19 protein-coding genes and 2 pseudogenes are annotated in these 24,592 nt (G+C 68.0%); 18 read left to right on the forward strand and 3 right to left on the reverse strand.

From position 1 onward, the window contains the following. Positions 1–91 precede the first annotated feature (91 nt). Complete coding sequence (locus tag DIR46_RS01440; protein WP_109343651.1) at positions 92–2,338, forward strand: GGDEF/EAL domain-containing response regulator; 2,247 nt, start codon at positions 92–94, stop codon at positions 2,336–2,338. A gap of 51 nt (positions 2,339–2,389) precedes the next feature. On the opposite strand, the gene DIR46_RS01445 is transcribed toward DIR46_RS01440, so the two are convergent. Then, a complete protein-coding gene (locus DIR46_RS01445) occupies positions 2,390–2,842 on the reverse strand; it encodes a CBS domain-containing protein (RefSeq protein ID WP_109343652.1) in 453 nt (150 codons plus the stop codon). Between the two features lie 202 nt (positions 2,843–3,044). Between DIR46_RS01445 and DIR46_RS01450 the strand changes: the two genes are divergently transcribed. Together DIR46_RS01450 and DIR46_RS01455 are read left to right on the forward strand one after the other, a co-directional pair. Next, positions 3,045–4,355 (forward strand): O-acetylhomoserine aminocarboxypropyltransferase, encoded by a 1,311-nt coding sequence (locus DIR46_RS01450; protein WP_109343653.1) that lies wholly within the window; start codon positions 3,045–3,047, stop codon positions 4,353–4,355. Positions 4,356–4,357: 2 nt separating this feature from the next. Continuing rightward, a complete protein-coding gene (locus DIR46_RS01455; RefSeq protein WP_109343654.1) occupies positions 4,358–5,185 on the forward strand; it encodes an alpha/beta fold hydrolase in 828 nt (275 codons plus the stop codon). 268 nt (positions 5,186–5,453) lie between these two features. On the opposite strand, the gene DIR46_RS01460 is transcribed toward DIR46_RS01455, so the two are convergent. Further along, the gene (locus DIR46_RS01460; protein ID WP_109343655.1) at positions 5,454–6,851 is read right to left on the reverse strand and encodes a YihY family inner membrane protein; all 1,398 of its coding nucleotides are present in this window, start codon (positions 6,849–6,851) and stop codon (positions 5,454–5,456) included. 71 nt (positions 6,852–6,922) lie between these two features. Here DIR46_RS01460 and wrbA point away from each other — a divergent pair, with 71 nt between their 5' ends. The 15 genes and pseudogenes from wrbA (at position 6,923) to DIR46_RS01530 (ending at position 23,995) form a co-directional block, all read left to right on the forward strand. Continuing rightward, entirely contained in the window at positions 6,923–7,534 is a 612-nt protein-coding gene (wrbA, locus tag DIR46_RS01465; RefSeq protein WP_109343656.1) for an NAD(P)H:quinone oxidoreductase, read from the forward strand. After that, positions 7,534–7,935 carry a DUF2069 domain-containing protein gene (locus DIR46_RS01470; protein ID WP_109343657.1) on the forward strand — a complete coding sequence of 134 codons (402 nt, stop codon included), beginning with the start codon at positions 7,534–7,536 and terminating at the stop codon, positions 7,933–7,935. The genes wrbA and DIR46_RS01470 overlap by 1 nt, the downstream gene beginning before the upstream one ends. Next, positions 7,928–9,364, forward strand: coding sequence for an FAD-binding oxidoreductase (locus DIR46_RS01475; RefSeq protein ID WP_109343658.1), 1,437 nt, complete (start codon positions 7,928–7,930; stop codon positions 9,362–9,364). Before DIR46_RS01470 ends, DIR46_RS01475 begins: the two co-directional genes overlap by 8 nt. Before the next feature lie 13 nt (positions 9,365–9,377). Continuing rightward, positions 9,378–9,452: pseudogene (locus DIR46_RS27835) on the forward strand (DUF4124 domain-containing protein); the annotation flags it as partial. Beyond that, the gene (locus DIR46_RS01480; protein ID WP_229446455.1) at positions 9,449–9,811 is read left to right on the forward strand and encodes a DUF4124 domain-containing protein; all 363 of its coding nucleotides are present in this window, start codon (positions 9,449–9,451) and stop codon (positions 9,809–9,811) included. The pseudogene DIR46_RS27835 and the gene DIR46_RS01480, both read left to right, overlap by 4 nt. Continuing rightward, positions 9,799–12,347, forward strand: a pseudogene (locus tag DIR46_RS01485) (FtsX-like permease family protein). Before DIR46_RS01480 ends, DIR46_RS01485 begins: the two are co-directional and overlap by 13 nt. Next, on the forward strand, positions 12,347–13,414 hold the full coding sequence (locus DIR46_RS01490; protein WP_109343659.1) for a lipocalin-like domain-containing protein: 1,068 nt from the start codon (positions 12,347–12,349) through the stop codon (positions 13,412–13,414). The pseudogene DIR46_RS01485 and the gene DIR46_RS01490 overlap by 1 nt, the downstream one beginning before the upstream one ends. A 43-nt stretch (positions 13,415–13,457) precedes the next feature. Continuing rightward, entirely contained in the window at positions 13,458–15,305 is a 1,848-nt protein-coding gene (locus DIR46_RS01495) for an ABC transporter transmembrane domain-containing protein (RefSeq protein ID WP_109343660.1), read from the forward strand. Between the two features lie 157 nt (positions 15,306–15,462). Beyond that, positions 15,463–17,484, forward strand: coding sequence for a methyl-accepting chemotaxis protein (locus DIR46_RS01500; protein WP_109343661.1), 2,022 nt, complete (start codon positions 15,463–15,465; stop codon positions 17,482–17,484). Between the two features lie 116 nt (positions 17,485–17,600). Beyond that, positions 17,601–18,659 carry a threonine aldolase family protein gene (locus tag DIR46_RS01505; RefSeq protein WP_307719120.1) on the forward strand — a complete coding sequence of 353 codons (1,059 nt, stop codon included), beginning with the start codon at positions 17,601–17,603 and terminating at the stop codon, positions 18,657–18,659. A 4-nt stretch (positions 18,660–18,663) separates the two neighbouring features. Further along, positions 18,664–19,458, forward strand: coding sequence for a thymidylate synthase (locus DIR46_RS01510; protein WP_109343662.1), 795 nt, complete (start codon positions 18,664–18,666; stop codon positions 19,456–19,458). Continuing rightward, positions 19,455–19,958: a dihydrofolate reductase gene (locus DIR46_RS01515; protein WP_109343663.1), complete on the forward strand. Its 504-nt coding sequence runs from the start codon at positions 19,455–19,457 to the stop codon at positions 19,956–19,958. The genes DIR46_RS01510 and DIR46_RS01515 overlap by 4 nt, the downstream gene beginning before the upstream one ends. After that, a complete protein-coding gene (locus DIR46_RS01520; RefSeq protein ID WP_109343664.1) occupies positions 19,955–20,587 on the forward strand; it encodes a DUF4337 domain-containing protein in 633 nt (210 codons plus the stop codon). The genes DIR46_RS01515 and DIR46_RS01520 overlap by 4 nt, the downstream gene beginning before the upstream one ends. Positions 20,588–20,761: 174 nt before the next feature. Continuing rightward, positions 20,762–23,020, forward strand: coding sequence for an arginine/lysine/ornithine decarboxylase (locus DIR46_RS01525; protein WP_109343665.1), 2,259 nt, complete (start codon positions 20,762–20,764; stop codon positions 23,018–23,020). 84 nt (positions 23,021–23,104) lie between these two features. Beyond that, complete coding sequence (locus DIR46_RS01530) at positions 23,105–23,995, forward strand: sigma-70 family RNA polymerase sigma factor (RefSeq protein WP_109343666.1); 891 nt, start codon at positions 23,105–23,107, stop codon at positions 23,993–23,995. 7 nt (positions 23,996–24,002) lie between these two features. Here DIR46_RS01530 and dcd read toward each other — a convergent pair whose 3' ends face one another. Beyond that, complete coding sequence (gene dcd / locus DIR46_RS01535; RefSeq protein ID WP_005670287.1) at positions 24,003–24,569, reverse strand: dCTP deaminase; 567 nt, start codon at positions 24,567–24,569, stop codon at positions 24,003–24,005. Positions 24,570–24,592: the final 23 nt, after the last annotated feature.

The raw sequence follows: 24,592 nt of genomic DNA on the forward strand, positions 1-24,592 counted from the left end.
TTTCATTGACCAGCCAGTTCGTACCCTTGCCTTTTTACAATTGCATATATACTGAAGTTATCCATGCCGAGCCAACCTGGAGACGTAGCACATGCCAGCATCGATTACGCCCTCAGGACCACTGAAGGATGACAGCGTTATTGACGACCTCGTCTTTGCCGACGAAGCCGCCGCCGCCGCATCCCCGAGTCCCGCATGGCGGATCCTGGTGGTCGATGACGATGCCGACGTGCATTCGACCACTACCTTCGCCCTCGGCAACGTCGAGATGCAGGGCCGCCAGCTGGTCTTCCTGCACGCTTACTCCGCCAGCGAAGCCTTCGCGCTGCTGGCGCATCAACCGGATATCGCCGTCGTCCTGCTGGACGTGGTGATGGAACGCGCCGACGCCGGCCTGCTGCTGGTGCGCCGCATCCGCGACGAACTGGGCCTGCACGACGTGCGCATCATCCTGCGTACCGGCCAGCCCGGCTATGCGCCCGAGATGGAAGCCATCCGCGGCTACGACATCAACGATTACCGCACCAAGTCCGAGCTGACCCGCACCAAGCTGTATACGACGGTGGCGGCCGCGATCCGCTCCTACCAGCAGATCCGCGCGCTCGAGGCCAACCGCATCGGCATGGAGCGCATCGTCGCGGCCTGTGCCGAGCTGATGGCACTGCACGGCGTGCGCGACGTGGCGGCCGGCATCCTGGCCCAGGCCGGGCGCCTGGTTGGCCAGCCGCCCGAGGGCGTGCTGTGCACCCGCGACAGCGGCCATGGCCGCCCCGAGACCCTGCGCGCGGTGGCCGCCGCCGGCGCCTGCCGCAACCTCGACGGCCGTGAGTTGAGCGGCCATTTCGCGGTCGCCGCCGAGCGCACCCTGCTCCAGCGCCAGTGCGGCGCCGAGGACGGCCTGCTGAACATGTACTTCCCGGGGAAGGCAGGACGCGATTTCGTGGCCTGCATCCCGCTCGAGCGTCCGATCGACGAGGTGGAGCGGCGCCTGCTGAAGGTGTTCTGCGGCATGGTCGCGGTATGCCTCGACAACTGCGAGCTGGTCACCAGCCTGAACAAGTCGGCCTTCCACGATCCGCTCACCGGCCTGCCGAACCGCACCCGCATGATCGAGCTGCTCGACGCCACCCTGGCCAATCCGCGCCGCGCCGGATCGGTGCTGGCCCTGGTCGATCTCGACCACTTTTCGGAAACCAACGACGCCCTCGGCCACCATTTCGGCGACCTGCTGCTGGTCGCGGTCGGCCAGCGCCTGAAGTCGCGCCTGGCCCCTGGCCTGGAGATCGGGCGCATCGGCGGCGACATCTTCTGCCTGCTGGGCGAGACCGATGCGTTGCAGCCGGCCCAGATCCAGGCCCTGTTCCGCGAATCGTTCCGCATCGACGGCCAGGACGTGCTGGTGTCAAGCACGCTCGGCCTGGTGCGCCTGGTCGAGCACGACGGCAGCGGCGCCGACGCCCTGAAGGATGCCGACATCGCGCTCAAGCGCGCCAAGTCGCAGCAGCGCGCCGGCCACTTCTATTTTTCGCGCAGCATGGGCGTCGAGATCCGCGAGCGGGTGCGCATGATGCACGCGCTGCGCAGCGGCTTCCAGCGCGGCCAGCTGTTCCTGCACTATCAACCGCAGGTCGACCTGGCCACCAATCGCCCGTTCGGCGCCGAGGCGCTGCTGCGCTGGCGCCTGGACGACGGCCGGCTGGTGCCGCCCGACCGCTTCATCCCGATCGCCGAATACTCGGGCCTGATCGTCGAGATCGGCGAATGGGTGCTGCGCCAGGCCTGCGCCGAACTGATGCGCCTGCGCGCGGCGGACCACCGCGACTTCACGATGTCGGTGAACGTCTCGCAGGTGCAGTTCCGGCATCCGCACTTCGTCGACATGCTGCAACGCGCGCTGGCCGACACTGGCGCGCCGCCCGACTACATCGAGCTGGAAATCACGGAATCGATGGCGATGGAAGAACCGGCGCTGCTGGTCGAGAAGCTGGCCCAGGTCAAGCGCACCGGCGTGTCGATCGCGATCGACGATTTCGGCACCGGCTTCTCGTCGCTCTCGCATCTGCAGCGGCTGCAGGTGGACCGGCTCAAGATCGACCGCACCTTCGTCACCGAGATCACGGGATCGGCGCGCGGCAGCAGCATCGCGCAGATGGTGGTGCAGCTGGGCCGCAACCTGGGCTTGTCGGTGATCGCCGAAGGGGTCGAGGACGAACGGCAGGCGCAGATCCTGCGCCAGCTCGGCTGCCCGCTGGCGCAGGGCTTCCTGTATGCGCGGCCGCTGTCGCCGGAAGGTCTGCTGGAGTGGCTGGCGGGGAATCCGATGACGCGCGCGGCGTGACCCTGGCATGACCCCGTCGGGTTGGCGGCAAGGCCGTTAACCTTGCGGTACTTAGTCCGGCGCGTTCTGCTCGGCGGGCCAATCCCGGATATACGCCTTGAGCATGCGATTCTCGAAGCTTTGCGCTTCCAGCACGGCGCGCGCGACGTCGTAGAACGAGATCACGCCTAGCAGGGTGCGGGCATCCATCACCGGCAGGTAGCGCGCGTGCTTTTCGAGCATGATACGGCGCACCTCATTGACCTCGGTGTCCGGCGTCACGGTGATCGGGCTGTCGTTCATGTGGCGGCGCACGGTGCCGGAACCGACCGAGCCGCCGTTCGCGTGCAGCGCATTGAGCACTTCGCGGAAGGTCAGCATGCCGACCAGGTCGCCGTACTCCATCACCACCAGCGAACCGATATCGTTCTCGGACATCGTGGTCACCGCGTCGACCAGCGGCTGGTCGGGCGTCACGGTGTACAGGATATTGCCCTTCACTTGCAGGATTTCCGAAACTTTCATGTTCGCCACCCCCGCTTCGTCAATATTGCTGATACTGGATAGATTTGTATAAGGCATAACACCGACTGTAGCCTATGCCCGCCAAAAAATCCAGCGTTGCGCTGCATCATGGTGCGCGCGACGTTCATCGATGGTGCAGCGCAGATTGCGCAAAGACCCATAACTGCTAGGATGCGCCATCCTCACTCACAATCGGTCCAGCATGAGCGCTCCCCGACCTCCCGGTTTCGACACCCTGTCCCTGCACGCGGGCGGCGCCCCCGATCCCACCACCGGCGCGCGCGCCACGCCGATCCATTTCACGTCCTCGTTCGCTTTCCACGATGCCGGGCACGGCGCGGCGCTCTTCAATATGGAGCAGGCCGGCCATGTGTATTCGCGCATCTCGAATCCGACCAATGCGGTGCTGGAAGAACGCATCGCGGCGCTCGAAGGCGGCGTGGCCGGCATCGCCACCGCCAGCGGCCAGGCGGCGATGCACCTGGGGTTGAGCACGCTGGTGGGCGCCGGCGACCATATCGTGACCTCGCGCGCCCTGTACGGCGGCTCGCACAACCTGCTGGCCCATACCCTGCGCAGGTTCGGCGTCGAGACCACCTTCGTCGATCCGCGCGACCTCGATGCCTGGCGCGCCGCGATCCGGCCATCGACTAGGCTGCTGTTCGGCGAAACGCTGGGCAATCCGGGGCTCGACGTGCTCGACATCCCGGCCATCGCGGGACTCGCGCACGCGCACGACCTGCCGCTGATGGTCGACGCGACCTTCACCACACCGTACCTGCAACGTCCCTTCGACCTGGGCGCCGACCTGCTGTTCCACTCGGCCACCAAATTCCTGTGCGGCCATGGCACCGCCATCGGCGGCCTGCTGGTCGACGGCGGCACCTTCGACTGGCAGGCGGCGCACGAGCGCAGCGGGCGCTTCGCCACCCTGTGCGAGCCGTATGACGGCTTCCATGGCATGGTGTTCAGCGAGGAATCGACCGTCGGCGCCTTCGCCCTGCGCGCGCGGCGCGAAGGCTTGCGCGACTTCGGAGCAAGCATGAGCCCGCACAACGCCTTCGCCATCCTGCAGGGCATCGAGACGCTCGGCCTGCGCATGGAGCGCCACGTCGCCAACACCCGGCGCGTGGTCGAGTTCCTCGCCGCGCAGCCGATGGTGGCGTCGGTGTCCTATCCGGAGCTGGAATCGCACCCCGACCATGCGCTGGCGCAGCGCCTACTGCCGAAAGGCTGCGGCGCCGTCTTCAGCTTCGAGCTGAAAGGCGACCGCGCGGCCGGGCGCCGATTTGCCGACGGTTTGCAGGTGTTCTCGCATCTGGCGAACGTGGGCGACGCGAAGTCGCTCGTCATCCATCCCGCGTCGACCACCCATTTCAGGGTGCCGGCCCAGCACCTTGCGGCCAGCGGCGTCACCGAGGGCCTGCTCCGCCTGTCGGTCGGGCTGGAAGACCCGGACGACCTGATCGACGACCTCAAGCGAGGCCTGAAGCAGGCCGCCAAGGGAGCGTGACGATGCTGCTGACCGTTCATTCGCATCAGGCGTATTGCTACACCGGCGGCAAGGCCTTCGATCCCGCGCTGCCGGTCATCGTGCCGATCCACGGCGCGCAGAACGACCATTCCGTCTGGGCCCTGCAGAGCCGCGCCCTGGCCCATCGCGGCTACGCGGTGCTGGCGCCGGACCTGCCCGGCCATGGCAGGAGCGGCGGCGCGCCCCTGACCTCGGTCGAGGCCATGGCCGCCTGGCTGCTCGCCTTGCTCGATGCGGCCGGCGCCGGTCGCGCCCTGCTCGTCGGGCACAGCATGGGCTCGCTCATCGCCCTGGAGGCGGCCCACCTCGCGCCGCAGCGGGTGAGCGGACTGGCCCTGCTGGGCGCCACCTACCCGATGCGGGTGTCGGACACGCTGCTGGAAGCCGCGCGCAGCGAAGAGGACGCGGCCATCGAGATGGTTGCCGCCTGGTCGCATGCCTCGTGGCTGCCCGGCCCCTCGACCGCGGGCCCGGGGGCCTCGGTGATCAATACGGCGCGACGCCTGATGCAACGCATGTCGGCGCGCGGCGCCGATGGCCTGTTGCACACGGATTTCGCCGCCTGCAACGCCTATGCCAACGGCGAAGCCGCGGCCGCCTCGATTGCCTGCCCGACGCTGTTCGTGCAGGGCAAGAAGGACATGATGACGCCGCCGCGCTCGGCGCAGTTGCTGACCGGCGTGATCGCGCATGCCGGGGTCATCGGCGTGGACGCCGGCCACGCGATGATGAACGAAGCGCCGAACGCGGTGCTCGACGCCCTGCTTCGCTTCACCCGAGAAGCGCACGAGGCTCAGTCGAAAGGCTGAGGCCGCTTGGTCTGATCGCTCGACGGCGGGAAAAGACGGCTGGCCTGGTATGGACATTGCCTGGATGCCCCGTCCAGCGACGGCAGAGCGGGCTTCGGCCGGGTTGGTCGTGTTGCAGGCTCCGACCAAGCCCATCATCTGGAACGCGGGAGGCGGGTCGAACAACGGCTTCTCGCCCAGGTCGACCTTGGCTACGCTGGTCCGGCACGCCGAAACACCGCCTGGGTCAACCCATCGCCAGTCGCGTGGCCATGCAGGGCCGGCAGGCTCAGTTGGCGGCGCGCGCCTCGATGTCCGCCATCACGGCTACTTCGGGATCGCCGAAGTGCGCCGCCAGCGTCTGGTCCAGCCCCGCCTCGACCGCCTCCTCGACCTGGCGCGCCAGGTCGCCGACGTCCAGCGCCAGCGGCGTGTCCGCAACACCGTCTTCGCGCTGCATCGTCTCGGCCGCCGCGCAATCGAACACGAACAGCCGGTAGACGTCGGCCAGGCGCAAGCTTGCCGGATCGGCCAGCAACACCCAGTTCTCCTGGCTGCCGCGGCGGTGGAAATGCCAGCCGACCCGCGCCGGGGCTTCGTCCTGCACCCGGCCGACCCAGCCCTCGGCCACCATGCGGTCCAGCAGGCGCCCCATCTCGTCGTAGCCGATCCGGGTGTGATCGCGGATCGTGCTGCCGGCCACCAGCGCATTGCCGCTTAACCTGGCGCTGCCGTACAACACCTTGAGCACCGACATCGCGTCGACGAAGGCGCCGCCCGGCGCCGGCTGGTACCACCAGCGCTCGTGCTTGACCACCGGCAGCGCCGCCGTCAATACCGCGCCGACCAGCGTGATCATCCAGGTCACATAGATCCAGACCAGGAACAAAGGCAACGCCGCCAGCGCGCCATAGATGATGGCGTAGGTCGGGAACTGGCGGATGAACAGGCCGAAGCCGCGCTTGGCGATCTCGAAGGCGATCGCCGCCGCCAGCGCGCCCCAGAAGGCGTCGCGCCAGGCCACCATGCGGTTGGGAACCACGACGTACAGCAAGGTGTAGCCGGCGGTTGTGACCGCCACAGAGGCCAGGGTGAAGAACAGGGTGCCGAGCAGGGACGCATCGCGCTCCAGGCCGCCGGTCACGTCGACCAGTTGCGAGGTGAAGCTGATCGACAGGCCGAACAGCAGCGGACCCAGGGTCAGCAAGGCCCAGTAGACCAGCAGGCGCTGGGGGAGCGGGCGCGGCTGGCGCACGCTCCAGATCTGGTTGAACACGCGCTCGATCAGGCTCATCGTGGCGGCGGTGGTGAACAGCAGCGCCACCGCGCCCAGGGCCGACAGGCCCTTGGCCTTGTCGGCGAACTGGGTCAGGTTGCCGCTGATGGTGCTGGCGATCGCCTTGGGCATCAGGTTTTGCACGAACCAGGCGTCGATCATCTCGCGCACCTGGCCGAAGGCCGGGAACATCGTGAAGATGGCCAGCACGATGGTCAGCAGCGGCACCATGGCCAGGGTGGTGGTGAAGGTCAGGCTGCCCGCCACCTGCGGCAGGCGCTCTTCGCCCAGGCGGCGCACGGCGAAGCGCACCAGGTCCCGTGCTTCCGGCCAGGTCAGGCCGCGCTCGTCGCTGCCATTGACGAACTCGCCGCCGGCACGCGACAACCCTTCTACCGTCTTGTTCAGCATGGTGTTGGATTCACCGTATTCGTCATTGTCGCAAACATGTTATTTCAACAAACCGCACTATAATACCAAGGATGAACACGACCCCTCTGAGCATCCTCGTCCTCTACTATTCGCGCCATGGCGCCACGCGCAAGCTGGCCGAGCTGATTGCCCAGGGCATCGACAGCGTGCCGGGGGCCGAAGCCCGGCTGCGCACCGTGCCGCCGGTCTCGTCGGTGGCTGAAGCGACCGCGCCCGGGATTCCCGACCAGGGCTCGCCCTACGTCGAACTGGACGACTTGCGCGAGTGTCGCGGCCTGGCGCTGGGCTCGCCTACGCGCTTCGGCAATATGGCCGCGAGCATGAAATACTTCCTCGACGGTACCGCGACCGAATGGGTCAATGGGTCGCTGTCCGGCAAGCCGGCCGTGGTGTTCGCCTCCACCGGCAGCCTGCACGGCGGCCAGGAGGCGACCCTGCTGTCGATGATGATTCCCTTGCTGCACCACGGGATGATGGTGATGGGCCTGCCCTATACCCATCCCGAACTGATGAACACCGCCAGCGGCGGCAGCCCCTACGGCGCGACCCACTGGGCCGGCGTCGATGGCAAGCGCCCCGTCACCGAAGAAGAGCGTACGCTGGCGATTGCGCTCGGTCGCCGCCTGGCAGAGGCGGCCCTGAAACTGCAGGGAAGCCGCTGATGGGAACAGGGAAAAAAGTCTTTCACATGGGGGCGATCGCCAGCCTGATCTGGCTGATCGGCTGGCTGGTCGCCTGGGAAGCCTATGTGGCGCCCCTGCAGCCCGGCAGCTGGCTGCTGGCCCTGAAGGCTTTGCCCCTGTTGTTGCCGCTGCGCGGCGTCATCAAACGCGACCTGTACACCCTGCAGTGGTCGTCGATGTTGATCCTGATCTATTTTGCCGAAGGCGTCGTGCGCGCCTGGGCCGACCAGAGCGCGGCCTCGCGCCAGATGGCCATCGGCGAGATCGCCCTGGTCGTGGTGTATTACTTCTGCGCCCTGCTCTACCTGCGCCCCTACAAGAAGGAAGCACAGCGCCTGGCCAAGGAATTGCTGGACAAGGTCAAAGTACCGCATGGCTGACGCGCATGTCGATGACACTCATGTCGATGACCTGCTGGCGCGCTGCCGCGCGATCGTCGGCGACGCCCACGTGATCACCGACGAGGCAACGATGGCCCCGTTCATGGCCGACTGGCGCGGCCGCTACAGCGGACGCGGCCTGGCGGTGGTCCTGCCTCTCGATACCGCGCAGGTGGCCGCCATCGTCGCCGCCTGCGCAGCGGCGCGCGTCCCCATCGTTCCGCAAGGGGGCCGCACCGGCCTGGTCATGGGCAGCGTCCCCGACGACTCGGGAGCGGCCATCGTGCTGTCGCTGCGGCGCCTGAACCGCATCCGCGCCGTCGATCCCCTGAACCGCACCATGACGGTCGAGGCCGGCTGCATCCTGGCCGACGTGCAGGCCGCGGCCAGCGAGGCCGGGATGCTGTATCCGCTGTCGCTGGCGGCCGAAGGCAGTTGCACGATCGGCGGCAACCTGTCGACCAATGCCGGCGGCACCGCTGTCCTGCGCTACGGCAATACCCGCGAGCTGTGCCTGGGCCTGGAAGTCGTCAATGCCCAGGGCGAGGTCTGGGATGGCTTGCGCGGCCTGCGCAAGGACAATACCGGCTACGCGCTGCGCGAGCTCTTCATCGGCGCCGAAGGCACGCTGGGCGTGATCACGGCGGCGGTGCTGAAATTGTATCCGGCGCCGCGCGCCGCGCTCACCGCCCTGGTCGCCCTCGATTCGCCGCGCCAGGCCGTCCTCCTGCTCGGCCTGCTGCAGGCGCGCTGCGGGGCCGCGCTGACCGGCTTCGAGCTGATGTCCGCGTTCTGCCTGGACCTGGTCGCGAAGCAGTTTCCCGACCTGCCGCGGCCGTTCGCGGATGGGTACCCGCAGTACGCCCTGGCCGAGCTCTCGAGCAATGAATCGGATGAACACGCCCACGCGCTGCTGGAATCGAGCATGGTCGACGCGCTGGAGGCCGGCGTCGGCCGCGACGCCGTGGTGGCCACCTCGAACAGGCAGGCCCTGGACCTGTGGCGGCTGCGCGAACACATCCCGCTGGCGCAGGCGGCGGCCGGCAAGAACATCAAGCACGATATTTCGCTGGCGGTGTCGCGCATCCCCGACTTCATCGCCCGCGCCGACGCCGCGCTGCAGCAGGCGTTTCCCGGCTGCCAGCCGGTGACCTTCGGCCACCTGGGAGACGGCAACCTGCACTACAACGTGGCGCCGTCGGCCGGGGAGTCGCACGACGCCTTCCTGACGCACCAGGCGGCCGTGAACCGCATCGTGCACGACCTGGTGGCCGATTGCGGCGGCTCGATCTCGGCCGAGCACGGCATCGGCATGCTCAAGCGCGAGGAACTGGCGCGCTACAAGTCGCCGGTCGAACTCGGCATGATGCGCGCCATCAAAGCCGCGCTCGACCCGCTCGGCATCATGAATCCCGGGAAGATACTATGACCGGGAGCCACGCATGCACCGTTTGTTTGCGATCGTCACGGCCTGCATCCTGTGCCAGGCGCAGGCCGCGGGCGCTGTCTACAAATGCCACGAGGGCGGCCGCGTGACCTACGCCGACCGTCCCTGCCCCAGCCTGCCCTCGGCGCCGAACTGGCGCTGCGCGCCGCGCCACCGCCCGACCCCGAGACGCAGGCGCGCATGGCCCGCGCGCGCGACATGGTCCTCGAGATCGACAAGGAGCGCGCCGGGCAGACGCTGCGCGAGGAGCGCGACGGCGAACGCGCCCGGCGCGCGGCGCTCGCCCTGCGCAAGCGCTGCGACAAGCTGCGCCTGCAGCGCCAGTGGCTCGAGGAAGACCTGGCGCGCACGCGCGGCGACGCCAGGGAGGCGGCGCGGATCAAGGTGCGGCGCCAGATCGAGACGCTGGCGGTGGAATGCCCGGCCTGAGCCAGCTGTCGCGCTGGCAGCTGGCGGGCGAGTGGCGCGCGCATCCGGTGCGGGCGCTGGTCGCCATCGCGGCGATCGCCGTCGGGGTGGCGATGGGCTTCGCCATCCACCTGATCAACGCAGCCGCCTTCAACGAATTCTCGGCCGCCGTCAAGAGCCTGTCGGGCCAGGCCGACATACGGGTAGAGGGTCGTGAGCCGCTGTTCGACGAATCCGTCTACCCCTTCCTGGCCGAACATCCCGCCGTGGCGCTGGCCTCGCCCATCCTCGACGTCCAGGCCGGCGTGCCGGGGGCCGACGGTCCGCTGCGCATCGTCGGCATCGACCCGTTTCGCGCCGGCGCCATCTCGCCCGACCTGCTCGGCGTGACGGGCGAAGGCCGCCGGCTCGACATCCTGGCCGACGACGCATTGTTCCTGTCGCCGGCGGCCGAGGCCTGGCTGGGTAAACGGCGCGGCGACACCGTGGTGCTGCGCGCCGGCACCGGCGAAGTCGCCCTGCGCGTGGCCGGACCGATCCTGCGCGCCCGCGCCGGCCAGCGCCTGGCGGTAATGGACATCGGCGCCGCCCAGTGGCGTCTCAACCGCCTGGGCCAGCTGTCGCGGGTCGACCTCAAGCTGCGCGACGGCGTCGACCGCGCCGCCTTCCAGCGCAATCTCGCCGCCCAGCTCGATCGCACCTGGCCGGGCCGCTTCACGGTGGGCCAGCCGAACGATGCCGACCAGGAAAGCCGCACCGCGAACATGAGCCGCGCCTACCGCGTCAACCTGACGGTGCTGGCGCTGGTGGCGCTGTTTACCGGCGCCTTCCTCGTGTTTTCGACGCAGGCGCTGTCGGTGATGCGCCGCCGCAGCCAGTTCGCGCTGCTGCGGGTGCTGGGCCTCGAACGAGGACAGCTGCTGCGCCAGGTGCTGCTCGAAGGGGGCTGCCTGGGCGTGCTCGGCGCGCTGCTCGGCATCGGCGCCGGCTATGCGCTGGCGGCCGCCGCGCTGCACTTCTTCGGCGGAGACTTGGGCGCCGGCTACTTCCCCGGCGTCAAGCCGCAGGTCGCGTTCACGCCCGGCGCCGCCATCGTGTTCTTCGCGCTGGGCCTGGGCGTGGCGCTGCTCGGCTGCCTGGCGCCGGCCTGGGAGGCGGCGCGCGCACGGCCGGCGGTGGCCATCAAGTCCGGGGCCGACGAAGCGCCGCTCGCGCGCCTGGCGCGGGTCTGGCCCTCCTTCATGTGCCTGGCGCTGGCCGCCGCATTCTCCCTCGCGCCGCCGGTGCTCGAGCTGCCGCTGTTCGGCTATCTGGCCATCGCCCTGCTGCTGGTGGGCGGGATCGGCCTGATGCCGCGCTTCGCGGCGCTGACCTTCCGCGCGCTCGAAGCCGTTCTCGCGCGCAGCGAGCGCAGTCCGGCGGTGCTCGCGCTGTCGCTGGCGCGCCTGGCCAATGCGCCGGGCCAGGCCTCGATCGCCCTGGGCGGCATCCTGGCCAGCTTCAGCCTGATGGTGGCGATGGGATCATGGTGTCGAGTTTCCGGGTCTCGGTGGACGACTGGATGGGCCACATCCTGCCGGCCGACCTGTACGTACGCACGGTCGATGCCGGCGGCACCGGCTACCTGAGCGGCGAGCAGCAGGCCGCGCTGGCCAGCCTGCCCGGCGTCGAGAAGGTCCAGTTCCTGCGCACCCGGCGCGTGTCACTGTCGCCCGAACGACCGCCGATCGTCGTCATCGCCCGCGACATCGACGCCAGCGATCCGGCACGGCTGCTGTACCTGGTCGGAGAGAGCGCGACGATCCCGTCCGGCGCCCGCCCGGCCTGGGTGTCGGAAGCGATGCTCGACCTGTATGGCGCCCGCGTCGGACAGCGCCTGGCCCTGCCCCTGGGCGGCGCGCAGGTGGAGTTCTTCGTCGCCGGCGCCTGGCGCGACTACGCCAACCAGGGCGGCTCGGTCGTGATCCAGCTGGAGGACTACCGGCGGCTGACGGGCGAGCGCGAGGTCACCGACGCCGCCCTGTGGACCACGCGCGGCGCGGACGCCGCGATGCTGGAAGGCAGCCTGCGCGCGCTGCCGTTCGGCGCGTCGCTGACCCTGATGCGGCCCGGCGACATCCGCGCCGCGAGCCTCAGGATCTTCGACCGCAGTTTCGCCGTCACTTATCTGCTCGAGGCGATCGCGATCGCCATCGGCCTGTCGGGCATCGCGGCGAGTTTTTCGGCCCAGACTTTGGCAAGGGCGCGAGAATTCGGTATGCTGCGCCACGTCGGCGTCACCCGGCGCCAGGTCTTGCAGCTGCTCGCCTTCGAGGGCGGGCTGCTGACAAGCCTCGGCGTCGTCGCCGGTTTCGCGCTCGGGCTGGTAATCAGCCTGATCCTGGTGTACGTGATCAACCCGCAGTCCTTCCACTGGACCATGGGCTTGCACCTGCCCTGGCCCCTGCTCGGCAGCGTGGCCGCGGTGCTGGTCATTGCATCGGTTGCTACCGCGCTCGTCTCGGGTCGCCAGGCATTGTCCGGCGGCCCGGTACGCGCGGTCAGAGAGGATTGGTAATGCGTTTTATTGTGTGCCTGCTGGTGTTGTTGTCGCTGTCTGCCCATGCTGCGGCGCCCGTGTATGCGCCCGTCACCCCCGGCGCCGGGCTGTCGTTCCCGCGCGACTACGGCGCCCATCCGGAGTTTCGCACCGAGTGGTGGTACGTCACCGGCTGGGTCGAGACGCCCGACCAGCGCCCGCTCGGCTTCCAGGTCACCTTCTTCCGCAGCCGCACCGGCGCCGACAACGCCAACCCTAGCCATTTCGCGCCGCGCCAGCTGGTGATCGGTCACGCGGCCCTGTCCGATCCGCAGGTCGGCCGCCTGGTGCACGACGAGCGCAGCGCGCGCGAGGGATTCAGCATGGCCTGGGCGCGGCCCGGCAACACCGACCTGAAACTGGACGACTGGCGCATGGTCCGCGACGCGAACGGCGTCTACCGCGTCACCATCCGCTCCAACCAGCTGACGCTCGAACTGCGCCTGAAGCCGACGCAGCCGGTGCTGGTGCAGGGCCAGGGCGGCTATTCGCGCAAGGGCCCCAGCGCCCAGCACGCGAGTTACTACTACAGCGAACCGCACCTCGACGTGTCCGGCACGGTCGGCCGCGCCGGCATGGCGGCCACCCAGGTGAGCGGCAGCGCATGGCTCGACCACGAATGGTCGAGCGAGGCGCTGCAGCCGGACGCCGTGGGCTGGGACTGGGTCGGCGCCAACCTCGACGACGGCGGCGCCCTGATGGCTTTCCAGATCCGCGACCGCCAAGGTGGTAAACTGTGGGCGCACGCCACCCGGCGCGACAAGGCCGGCAAGGTGGTGCACTACGCCCCCGGGGAGATCGCATTCGCGCCGCAGACGCACTGGAAATCGCCGCGCACCGGCGCCACGTATCCGATCGCGACCACGATCACCACGGGGACCGACAGCTGGCAGGTGATGCCGCTGCAGCAGGACCAGGAACTCGATTCGCGCCGCTCGACCGGCGCCGTGTACTGGGAAGGCGCGGTCACGATCCAGCAGAACGGCCGCCGGGTGGGCCGCGGCTACCTCGAGATGACCGGCTACGTGCAACCGATGAAGCTTTGAATACCGATAACGATAATAAGAACGACCGACACACCACAACACGATGACCACCCGTAACACCAGCAAGACCGACCAGGAACCATCCCGCAAGAGCAGCCTGGCCACCCTCAGGGGCTTGAGTCCCTTCCTGCGTCCCTACCGCCGCCAGTTCCTGCTGGCCGGCATCGCCCTGCTGTTCGCGGCCGGCGCCACGCTGGCGATTCCGGCGGCCTTCAAGCAGATGATCGACCTGGGCTTCGGCGCCGCCAGCGCGACCGCGGCCGCCGGCGCCGCGGTCGAAGGCGGCAGCCTGGAACACATCAACGCCACCTTCCTGGCCCTGTTCGGCGTGGCCGCGGTGCTGGCGGTGGCCACCGCGGCGCGCTTCTACATGGTGTCCTGGCTGGGCGAGCGCGTCACCGCCGACATTCGCAGCGCGGTCTACGGCCACGTGGTGCGCCAGAGTCCCGAGTTCTTCGAGACCACCCGCACCGGCGAAGTGCTGTCGCGCCTGACCACCGACACCACCCTGATCCAGACCGTGGTCGGCACCAGCATCTCGCTGGCGCTGCGCAATACGCTGCTGTTCTTCGGCGGCCTGGTGATGCTGTTCGTGACCAGCCCGCGCCTGACCTCCATCATCCTGGGCCTGCTGGTGCTGGTGGTGCTGCCGATCGTGCTGTTCGGCCGCCGCGTGCGCAAGCTCTCGCGCGACTCCCAGGACCGCATCGCCGACGCCTCGGCGGTGGCCGGCGAGATCCTTAACGCGATGCCGACCGTGCAGGCGTTTACCCGGGAAGGCCATGAATCCGGCCGCTTCGGCAAGGAGGTCGAAGGCGCCTTCATCACCGCCATGCGCCGCATCCGCGCCCGCGCCACGCTCACCATGCTGGCCATCGTGCTGGTGTTCGGCGCCATCGTGTTCGTGCTGTGGCTCGGCGCGCACGCCGTCGTCGAAGGAACGATGACCGGCGGCGACTTGGGCCAGTTCATCCTGTACGCCGGCATCGTGGCGGGGTCGGTCGGCGCCCTGTCGGAAGTGATGGGCGACGCCCAGCGCGCCGCCGGCGCCACCGAACGCCTGCTCGAGCTGCTCGGCGCGCAATCCGAGATCCAGGATCCGCTGCAGCCCAGGCTTCTTCCCGCGCGCACCGAGAACGGCGCCCGCGTGACGCTCGACGACGTGACCTTCGCCTACCCGTCGCGCCTGGACGAAGCCGCCCTGTCGCACCTGGCGCTCGACATCCGCCCCGGCGAGACGGTGGCCGTGGTCGGTCCTTCCGGCGCCGGCAAGACCACCCTGTTCCAGCTGCTGCTGCGCTTCTACGATCCGCAGGCAGGCAGCATTCGCCTCGACGGCGTCGACGTGCGCGACCTGGCGCTGCAGTCGCTGCGCGGCGCGGTCGGCATCGTGCCGCAGGACACGGTGATCTTCTCGCTCGACGCCATGGAAAACATCCGCTACGGCCGCCCGGACGCCAGCGACGACGAAGTGATCGCGGCGGCGAAGATGGCCGCGGCCCACGATTTCATCGAGCGCCTGCCGCAGGGCTATGCATCGTTCCTGGGCGAGCGCGGGGTGCGCCTGTCGGGCGGCCAGCGCCAGCGCATCGCCATCGCGCGCGCCCTGCTCAAGAACCCGCCGCTGCTGCTGCTGGACGAAGCCACCAGCGCGCTCGACGCCGAGTCCGAACGCCTGGTGCAGCGCGCGCTCGAAGCCGCGATGGTCGGCCGCACCACCATCATCATCGCCCACCGCCTGGCGACGGTGCAGCGCGCCGACCGCATCGTCGTGCTGGACGAGGGCCGGATCGTCGAATCCGGCACCCACGCCGAGCTGATCGCGCTGCGTGGCGTGTACGCCAACCTGGCGGCGCTCCAGTTCCAGACCCATGCGCCGGTGGCGGCATGACACGGCCGCGAGGGCAATCCGTAGTGTTACGTAGCAATCCGCCAAGCTGTTGTGCCGAGGCTACCGGGTAGCATTCCTAAACTCACTAAATGTTGCGGCGCGAAAAGTTTGCGAGGTATGATCCGGGGTTATATCCCTCTATTTTCCCTCACAAACCATGAGCAACCGTAAATTTAGTCCAGCCGGCTGGAATGTAGGCACGCGCATCAGCGCGGTCACCTTTCTGCTGGCCGGCGCCATCATCGCCGCCCTGATCGCGACCATCACCGTCCTGACCTCCGGCATGCTGGAGCGGCGCGCCATCGACAGCGTGAGGAACGAGCTGCACGGCGTGACCAGCACCGTCGAGCTGTTCAACAAGACCGTCAGCAGCCAGGCCGTCAGCTTCGGGCGCATCTTCCGCGCCGGCCTGCCGGGCGACTTCGCGCTCGACGAGGCGAGCACCGTCGACGTCGCCGGACGCCAGGTGCCGACCCTGAGCGTGGCCGGCCATCCGCTCAACCTCGATTTCAGCGCCCCGGACGCGTTCACCGAACGCACCGGCGGCAACGCCACCATCTTCGCCGCCGCCGGCGAGGACTTCGTGCGCGTGACGACCTCGGTCAAGAAGGAAAACGGCGAGCGCGCGGTGGGAACCGCCCTCGACAAGGCCTCGCCGGCCTACCCGGCCCTGCGCGCCGGCCGCACCTACGTCGGCCTGACCACGCTGTTCGGCAAGCAGTTCATCACCCAGTACGAGCCGGTGCGCGACGCGGCCGGCAAGGTCGTCGGCGCGCTCTACGTCGGGGTGGACATCAGCGCCGACTTGGCCGCCCTCAAGGAGCGCATCCGCGCCGTCAAGGTCGGCGATACCGGCTACTTCTTCGTGCTGTCGTCGGCGCCGAAGACCTATGGCGACCTGATCGTGCACCCGAACAAGGAAGGCGAGAACATCCTCGACAGCCAGTCGGCCGACGGCCACGCCTTCATCAAGGAGATGCTGGAGAAGAAGGAAGGCACGATCAGCTATGACTGGCAGAACCCGGGCGAACTGCGCGCGCGCAAAAAATTCGCGGCCTACTCGGAGATGAAGGACTGGAACTGGGTCATCGCCGGCGGCACCTACCGCGACGAGATCACCGCCGCCGCGACCGAGCTGCGCAACCGTTTCATCGTGTTCGGCCTGGCGGCGCTCGCCGTGCTGGCCACCGTGCTGTATTTCCTGGTGCGCGCCACCGTCACCCGTCCGCTGGCCGAGGTGCAGGCGGTCGCCACCCGCATCGCCGACGGTGACCTGACCGCCCAGGCCAGGACCCGCCGCGACGACGAGATCGGCCGCCTCACCGGCGCCATCAACGAGATCGGGGCGCGCCTCTCGAGCGTGGTCGGCCAGGTGCGCGACGGCGCCGAGCACATCGCCACCGCCTCGCAGGAAATCTCGACCGGCAATCTGGACCTGTGCAGCCGCACCGAGGAGCAGGCGGCCAGCCTGGCCACCACCGCCTCGTCGATGGACCAGCTGACCACGACCGTGCGCCAGAACGCCGACAATGCGCGCCAGGCCGACCAGCTGGCCCGCAGCGCTTCCGAGGTCGCCCAGAAGGGCGGCAGCACGGTGTCGCAGGTGGTGGCGCGCATGGATTCCATTTCCCAGGCCTCGCGCAAGATTTCGGATATCACGGGCGTCATCGACGGCATCGCGTTCCAGACCAATATCCTTGCGCTGAACGCGGCCGTGGAAGCGGCGCGCGCCGGCGAACAGGGCCGCGGCTTCGCGGTCGTGGCGAGCGAAGTGCGCAACCTGGCCCAGCGCTCGGCGGCGGCCGCCAAGGAGATCAAGGTCCTGATCGAGGCGTCCAACAGCGAAGTCGATGCCGGCAGCCAGCTGGTGGCCCAGGCCGGCGTGACGATGCAGGAAGTGCTGGACAGCGTGCAGCGCGTGACCGACGTCATTTCCGAAATCAGCAGCGCCAGCCAGGAACAGACGCAAGGCATCGAAGAGATCAACCGCTCGGTGGTCGAGATGGACACCGTGACCCAGCAGAACGCAGCCCTGGTCGAAGAAGCCAGCGCCGCCGCCCAGGCCATGCACGAGCAGGCCGACGCGCTGGCGCGTTCGGTGCGCCGCTTCCGCCTGGCCGACGAGCGCGAGGCCGCGGCGCTGGCCGCGCCGAAGCGCCGCGCGCTGATCGAGAACTGATAAAGTAGCGGGCTCGCCTTCCAGGAGCCCGTCTTGCCCGACACCGACCTGCAGCGCCGCTGCCACACCGTCTTCCCGGCCATCGCCAGCAGCGACCGGCCGAACTGTTCGCCGCCATGGCCGCCTGGTGCGAGGAGCACGACGTCGACCACGACGTCTACGGCAACGGCGCCCTGATCCAGGACTTCGAGCGCAAGGTCGCCGCCCTGCTGGGCTTCGAGGCGGCCGTGTTCTGCATCAGCGGCACCATGGCCCAGGTCACGGCGCTGCGCCTCGGCGCCCACGAATTTGCCAGGAACGGGGGCAGCCGCCTGGTGGCCCTGCATCCCACCTCGCACATCTTCGTTCACGAACGTTCCAACTACCAGTTGCTGGACCATTTCCAGGCGCTGTCGGTCGGCGACCGTCACCGTCCCTGGGTCGAGGCCGACCTGGCGGCGGTGCCGGAACGCCTCGGCGCCGTCGGCCTCGAGATCCCCATGCGCGAGATCGGCGGCCAGCTGTCAAGCTGGAACGAGCTGGAAGCGATCAAGCGCCATTGCCGCACCTGCGGCATCCACCTGCACATGGACGGCGCGCGCCTGTGGGAGGCGCAAGCCGGTTATGGCCGCAATGCCGCCGACATCGCGTCCGGCTTCGATTCCGTTTACGTGTCGCTGTACAAGGGCATCGGCGGGCTGGGCGGCGCCATGCTGCTCGGCAGCCGCGCCTTCGTGGACCGCTGCGCCGAATGGTTCCGGCGCCAGGGCGGCAACGTCATCCATCGCTCCCCGTACATCGTGGCGGCGGCCATGGGATTCGACGCGCGGCTGGCGGCGATGCCCGCGTATTTCGAGCGCACCCGCTTTCTTTACCAGGCCTTGCGCGCGCATCCCGAGCTGCGGGTCAACCCGGTCGCGCCGCAGGCGAACATGCTGCATATTCATCTGCCGGTCGACCGCGAACGCGCGCTCGCGGTACGCGATGCGCTGGCCCGCGAGCATGGCATCTGGATGTTCAACCGCGCCGTGCATGGCGCGCTGCCGGCGTCGAGCGTCGTCGAGATCTATGTCGGCGACAACCTGCTGTCGATGCCTGACGATACGGTGCGCGAAACGCTGCGGCAGTTCGCCGCGGCACTGACGGCCAATGCTAGAATGTCGGATTGTCCCAACCCCGCTTCACCAGTCCCATAACGCAATGCGCCAATATCTCGAATTCATGCGCCATGTGAAAGAGCATGGCGCCATCAAGACCGACCGCACCGGCACCGGCACCCGCTCGGTGTTCGGCTACCAGATGCGCTTCGACCTGCAGGAAGGCTTCCCGCTCCTGACCACCAAGAAGGTGCACCTGAAGTCGATCATCCATGAACTGATCTGGTTCCTGCAGGGCTCGACCAATATCGCCTACCTGAAGGACAATGGCGTCACCATCTGGGACGAGTGGGCCGATGCCGAGGGCAACCTGGGGCCGATCTACGGCTACCAGTGGCGCAACTGGCCGACGCCATCCGGCCAGCACATCGACCAGATCGCGCAGGTGCTCGAACAGATCCGCACCACGCCGGACTCGCGCCGGATGATCGTATCAAGCTGGAACGTGGCCGATGTGCCGGCGATGAAGCTGCCGCCCTGCCACGCCCTGTTCCAGTTCTACGTGGCCGACGGCAAACTGTCCTGCCAGCTGTACCAGCGCAGCGCCGACATCTTCCTGGGCGTGCCCTTCAACATCGCCTCGTACGCGATCCTGACCCACATGATGGCCCAGCAGGCCGGACTCGAGGTGGGCGACTTCGTCTGGACCGGCGGCGACTGCCACCTCTATTCGAACCACATGGAACAGGTCGAGCTGCAGCTGTCGCGCGAAACCCGCGCGCTGCCGCGCCTCGAAATCAGGCGCAAGCCCGATTCGCTGTTCGATTACCGCTTCGAGGACTTCGAGGTCACGGGTTACGATCCGCATCCCGCGATCAAGGCGCCGGTGGCGGTATGAGGGACGCCGCCAACCTGACCCTGGTGGTCGCCATCGACGCCAAGGGCGGCATCGGCATCGACAACAAGATGCCCTGGCACCTGCCCGAGGACTTCGCCCACTTCAAGCGCGTCACGCTCGGCAAGCCGGTGATCATGGGCCGCAAGACCTTCGACTCGATCGGCCGCGTCCTGCCCGGACGCCGCAACATCGTCATCACCCGCAACGCCGACTGGGCGCACGAAGGCGCCGAACGCGCGGCGTCGCTGGAAGCGGCCATCGCCATGCTCGGTGGCGCACCGGCCAGCATCATCGGCGGCGCCCAGGTCTTCGCCCAGTCCATGGACGTGGCCGACGCCATGATCGTGACCCACATCGACCGCATCTTCGACTGCGACACCTTCTTCCCGCCGATCGACGCGGCCGTGTGGCGCGAAACCGCGCGCGAGCCCCACCACAGCGAAGCCAATGGCTTCGACTACGCCTTCGTGACGTATGCGCGGCGCGAGGCGATCCAGTGAACGAGCCGGCACGCCCACCAGGCTCGCGCGGCGGCGACGGTTTCGCCGGCCGCATCGCGGTACTGATCGCGGTGCTGGCCACGCTCGGCACCCTGTTCGCCTTCCTCGGCACGTCGTCGCACAACGACGCCAGCCTGTACAAGACCCAGGCGGCGATGGAAAAGACCAGCGCCGCCAATGCCTCGAGCCACTACCAGGCCAAGTCGAGCCGCCAGAACCTGGCCGAGCTGGCCGCGACCCTCCCCGGCGTCGACGGCGCGCGCTACCGCGACGAGTCCGAGCGCTACCGGGAAGAGAAGGACGTCATCCGCAAGGAAGCCGAGCGCTGGGAAGCGGCGTCGGGCGAATCGAACCGCCGCTCGGACGAAGCCCTGCACCGCCAGCGCCAGTGGGCCGCCGCCTCGGTGGCCCAGCAGATCGCGATCTCGCTTGCCGCCATCACGCTGCTGGCGCGCCGCACCTGGCTGCTCACGCTTACCGGGGCGGTGGCGGCCTTCGGCATCACGCTGGGGCTGTTCGCCTTCCTGCACGGCAGCGTCACGGCGCTGTCACCGATCCCGCTCGTCGGCGCTCTCGTTGCCGCGCTATTGACCGAGGGCATCCGACGCGCCGGGCGAAGAATCGACTAGAGTGCGCCACCCTTCCGGAACAGTGGCTAACCTAGCAAAAAAACTTGCACCGGGACCCGTGTTTTCTGCGAAAATCCGCTTCTCATTTTTCTACGGTGCCGTGCGCGGCGGCCAGCCCCTCCGGAACGATCCGGGGACCTGCCGCTTCCACGGCGCTTCGTTTTGGAGCTGTCCATGAAATTTCGTTTCCCTATCGTCATCATCGATGAGGACTTCCGCTCGGAGAACACCTCCGGTCTCGGCATTCGCGCCCTGGCGGCCGCGATGGAACAGGAAGGCATGGAGGTCGTCGGTGTGACCAGCTATGGCGACCTGTCCCAGTTCGCGCAGCAGCAATCGCGCGCATCGGCCTTCGTCCTGTCGATCGACGACGAGGAATTCGGCGGCGGCTCGCTCGAAGAGACCGATTTCGCACTGGTCGGCCTGCGCGCCTTCGTGAAGGAAATCCGCCACAAGAACGCCAATATCCCGATCTACATCTATGGCGAGACGCGCACCAGCCGCCACATCCCGAACGACATCCTGAAGGAGCTGCACGGCTTCATCCACATGTTCGAGGACACTCCGGAATTCGTGGCGCGCCACATCATCCGCGAGGCCAAGGCCTATCTGGACAGCCTGGCGCCGCCGTTCTTCCGCGCGCTGGTCAACTACGCCTACGACGGCTCCTACTCGTGGCACTGCCCGGGCCACTCGGGCGGCGTGGCTTTCCTGAAGTCGCCGATCGGCCAGATGTTCCACCAGTTCTTTGGCGAGAACATGCTGCGCGCCGACGTCTGCAACGCGGTCGAGGAACTGGGCCAGCTGCTCGACCACACCGGCCCGGTGGCCAAGTCCGAGCGCAACGCCGCGCGCATCTACAGCGCCGACCACTGCTACTTCGTGACCAACGGCACCTCCACCTCGAACAAGATGGTGTGGCACTCGACCGTGGCGCCGGGCGACATCGTCGTCGTCGACCGCAACTGCCACAAGTCGATCCTGCACTCGATCATCATGTGCGGCGCGATCCCCGTGTTCCTGATGCCGACCCGGAATCACCTGGGCATCATCGGCCCGATCCCGCTCGAGGAATTCACGCCCGAGTCGATCGCCCGCAAGATCGAGGCGAATCCGTTCGCGCGCGACGCCGTCAACAAGAAGCCGCGCATCCTCACCATCACCCAGTCGACCTATGACGGCGTGGTGTACAACGTCGAGACCCTGCGCGAAATGCTGGACGGGAAGATCGACACCCTGCACTTCGACGAAGCCTGGCTGCCGCACGCAACCTTCCACAGCTTCTACCGGAACATGCACGCGATCGGCGAGAATCGCCCGCGCGCCAAGGAGTCGATGATCTTCTCGACCCAGTCGACCCACAAGCTGCTGGCCGGCCTGTCGCAGGCGTCGCAGGTGCTGGTGCGCGAATCGGAATCGGTCAAGCTCGACCAGGACGCCTTCAACGAGGCCTACCTGATGCACACCTCGACCTCGCCGCAGTACTCGATCATCGCCTCGTGCGACGTCGCCGCGGCCATGATGGAAGCGCCGGGCGGCACCGCCCTGGTCGAGGAATCGATCCTGGAAGCGCTGGACTTCCGCCGCGCGATGAAGAAGGTCGACGAGGACTACGGCGACGACTGGTGGTTCCAGGTCTGGGGTCCGGACAAGTTTTCGGAAGAAGGCATCGGCACCCAGGACGACTGGATGATCCGCGCCGAAGAGAACTGGCACGGCTTCGGCAAGCTGGCGCCGGGCTTCAATATGCTCGACCCGATCAAGGCCACCATCGTGACCCCGGGCCTGGACCTGTCGGGCCAGTTCGGCGAGACCGGCATCCCGGCCTCGATCGTCACCAAGTACCTGGCCGAGCACGGCGTCATCATCGAGAAGTGCGGCCTGTACTCGTTCTTCATCATGTTCACGATCGGCATCACCAAGGGCCGCTGGAATACCCTGGTGACGGCGCTGCAGCAGTTCAAGGACGACTACGACCGCAACCAGCCGATGTGGCGCGCGATGCCGCAGTTCGCCTCGGCCAACCCGCGCTACGAAACCCGCGGCCTGCGCGACCTGTGCACCGAGATCCACACCTTCTACAAGTCGCGCGACGTGGCGCGCCTGACGACCGAGATGTACCTGTCGGACATGGTGCCGGCCATGAAGCCGTCGGACGCCTTCGCCAACATGGCGCACCGCAAGATCGAGCGCGTCGCGATCGACGAGCTGGAAGGCCGCATCACGGCGATCCTGCTGACGCCTTACCCGCCGGGCATTCCGCTCCTGATCCCGGGCGAGCGCTTCAACAAGACCATCGTCGACTACCTGCGCTTCGCGCGCGACTTCAATGAACGCTTCCCGGGCTTCGAGACCGACGTGCACGGCCTGGTCAAGCGCGAGGTCGACGGCAAGCGCGGCTACTTCGTCGACTGCGTGATGCAGGACGCGTAAACGGCGCAGGAGGCCACGGCCTCTGCCCGCCGAGAGAGGCCAGGCCCGAATCCTGGCCTTTTTTTTCGCGTATCATCGCGGATCATGAACGCCGACGACTTCGACTCCGCATCCTTCTTCACCGCCCGCCGCCCGCGCCTGCAGCGCATCGCCTACCGCATGCTCGGTTCGGTGGCCGAGGCCGAGGACGTGGTGCAGGACGCCTGGCTGCGCTGGCACGGCGCCGACCAGGCGGCGGTGCGCGAGCCGGAAGCCTTCCTGGTGCGCACCGTGACGCGCCTGTGCCTGGACGTGCTCAAGTCGGCCCGCGTCAAGCGCGAGGAATACATCGGCCCCTGGCTGCCGGAACCATTCATCGATCCCGCCGGGGACGAAGAGGACGACATCACCCTGCCCCTGATGCTGGCGATGGAGCGCCTGTCGCCGCTGGAGCGCGCCGCGTTCCTGCTGCACGACGTGTTCGACATGGAGTTCGACGAGGTGGCCGAGGCGATCGGCCGCGAAGCGGCTGCCTGCCGCCAGCTGGCCAGCCGCGCGCGCGCCCATGTGGCCGGCGCGCGGCCGCGCTTCCCGGTGTCCCCGGCCCGCCAGAAGGAGATCGCCGCCGCCTTCTTCGCCGCCTCGCGCAGCGGCGACGTGGCCCAGCTCACCCGGCTGCTGTCGAGCGACGTGGTGTTCTATGGGGACGGCGGCGGCAAGCGCCAGGCCTCGATGAACCCGATCTTCGGGCAGGAGAAGGTGCTGCGCTTCCTGCTGGCGCAGAAGGTGAAGGCGGCGTGGGACGCCGCCGAGCTGCTGGGCATGCCCGGCATCGACGGCCTGCCGGGACGGGTCACGCTCGAACCCGACGCCATGCTGCAGACGATGGCGCTGGAGATCGACGACGGGCGCATCAAGGCCATTTACGTGATGCGCAATCCCGACAAGCTGGGACACCTGGCGTACTCGGGCCAGCGGGCGCGCCAGGAAGATTGAAGACCGGTCAGGTCTTCGGCAGGGTCACGCCATGCTGGCCCTGGTATTTGCCGCCGCGGTCCTTGTACGAGGTCTCGCAGACTTCGTCGCTTTCGAAGAACAGCACCTGGGCGCAGCCTTCGCCGGCGTAGATCTTGGCCGGCAGCGGAGTCGTGTTCGAGAACTCCAGGGTCACATAGCCTTCCCATTCCGGCTCGAACGGCGTCACGTTGACGATGATGCCGCAGCGCGCATAGGTCGACTTGCCCAGGCAGACCGTCAGCACGTTGCGCGGGATGCGGAAGTATTCGATGGTGCGCGCCAGCGCGAACGAGTTCGGCGGGATGATGCAGACGTCGCTCTTGACGTCGACGAAGGAGTTCGAGTCGAAGTTCTTCGGGTCGACGATGGTGCTGTTGATGTTGGTAAACACCTTGAATTCGTCGGCGCAGCGGATGTCGTAGCCGTACGAGGAGGTGCCGAACGAGATGATGCGGCGGCCGTCCTGCTCCCGTACCTGCTTCGGCTCGAACGGCTCGATCATGCCGGTGCTTTCCGCCATGCGGCGGATCCATTTGTCGCTCTTGATAGTCATTGTCGGTTTCCAGCGGGGAGAAA

Source organism: Massilia oculi (assembly GCF_003143515.1).
GTDB lineage: Bacteria > Pseudomonadota > Gammaproteobacteria > Burkholderiales > Burkholderiaceae_D > Telluria > Telluria oculi.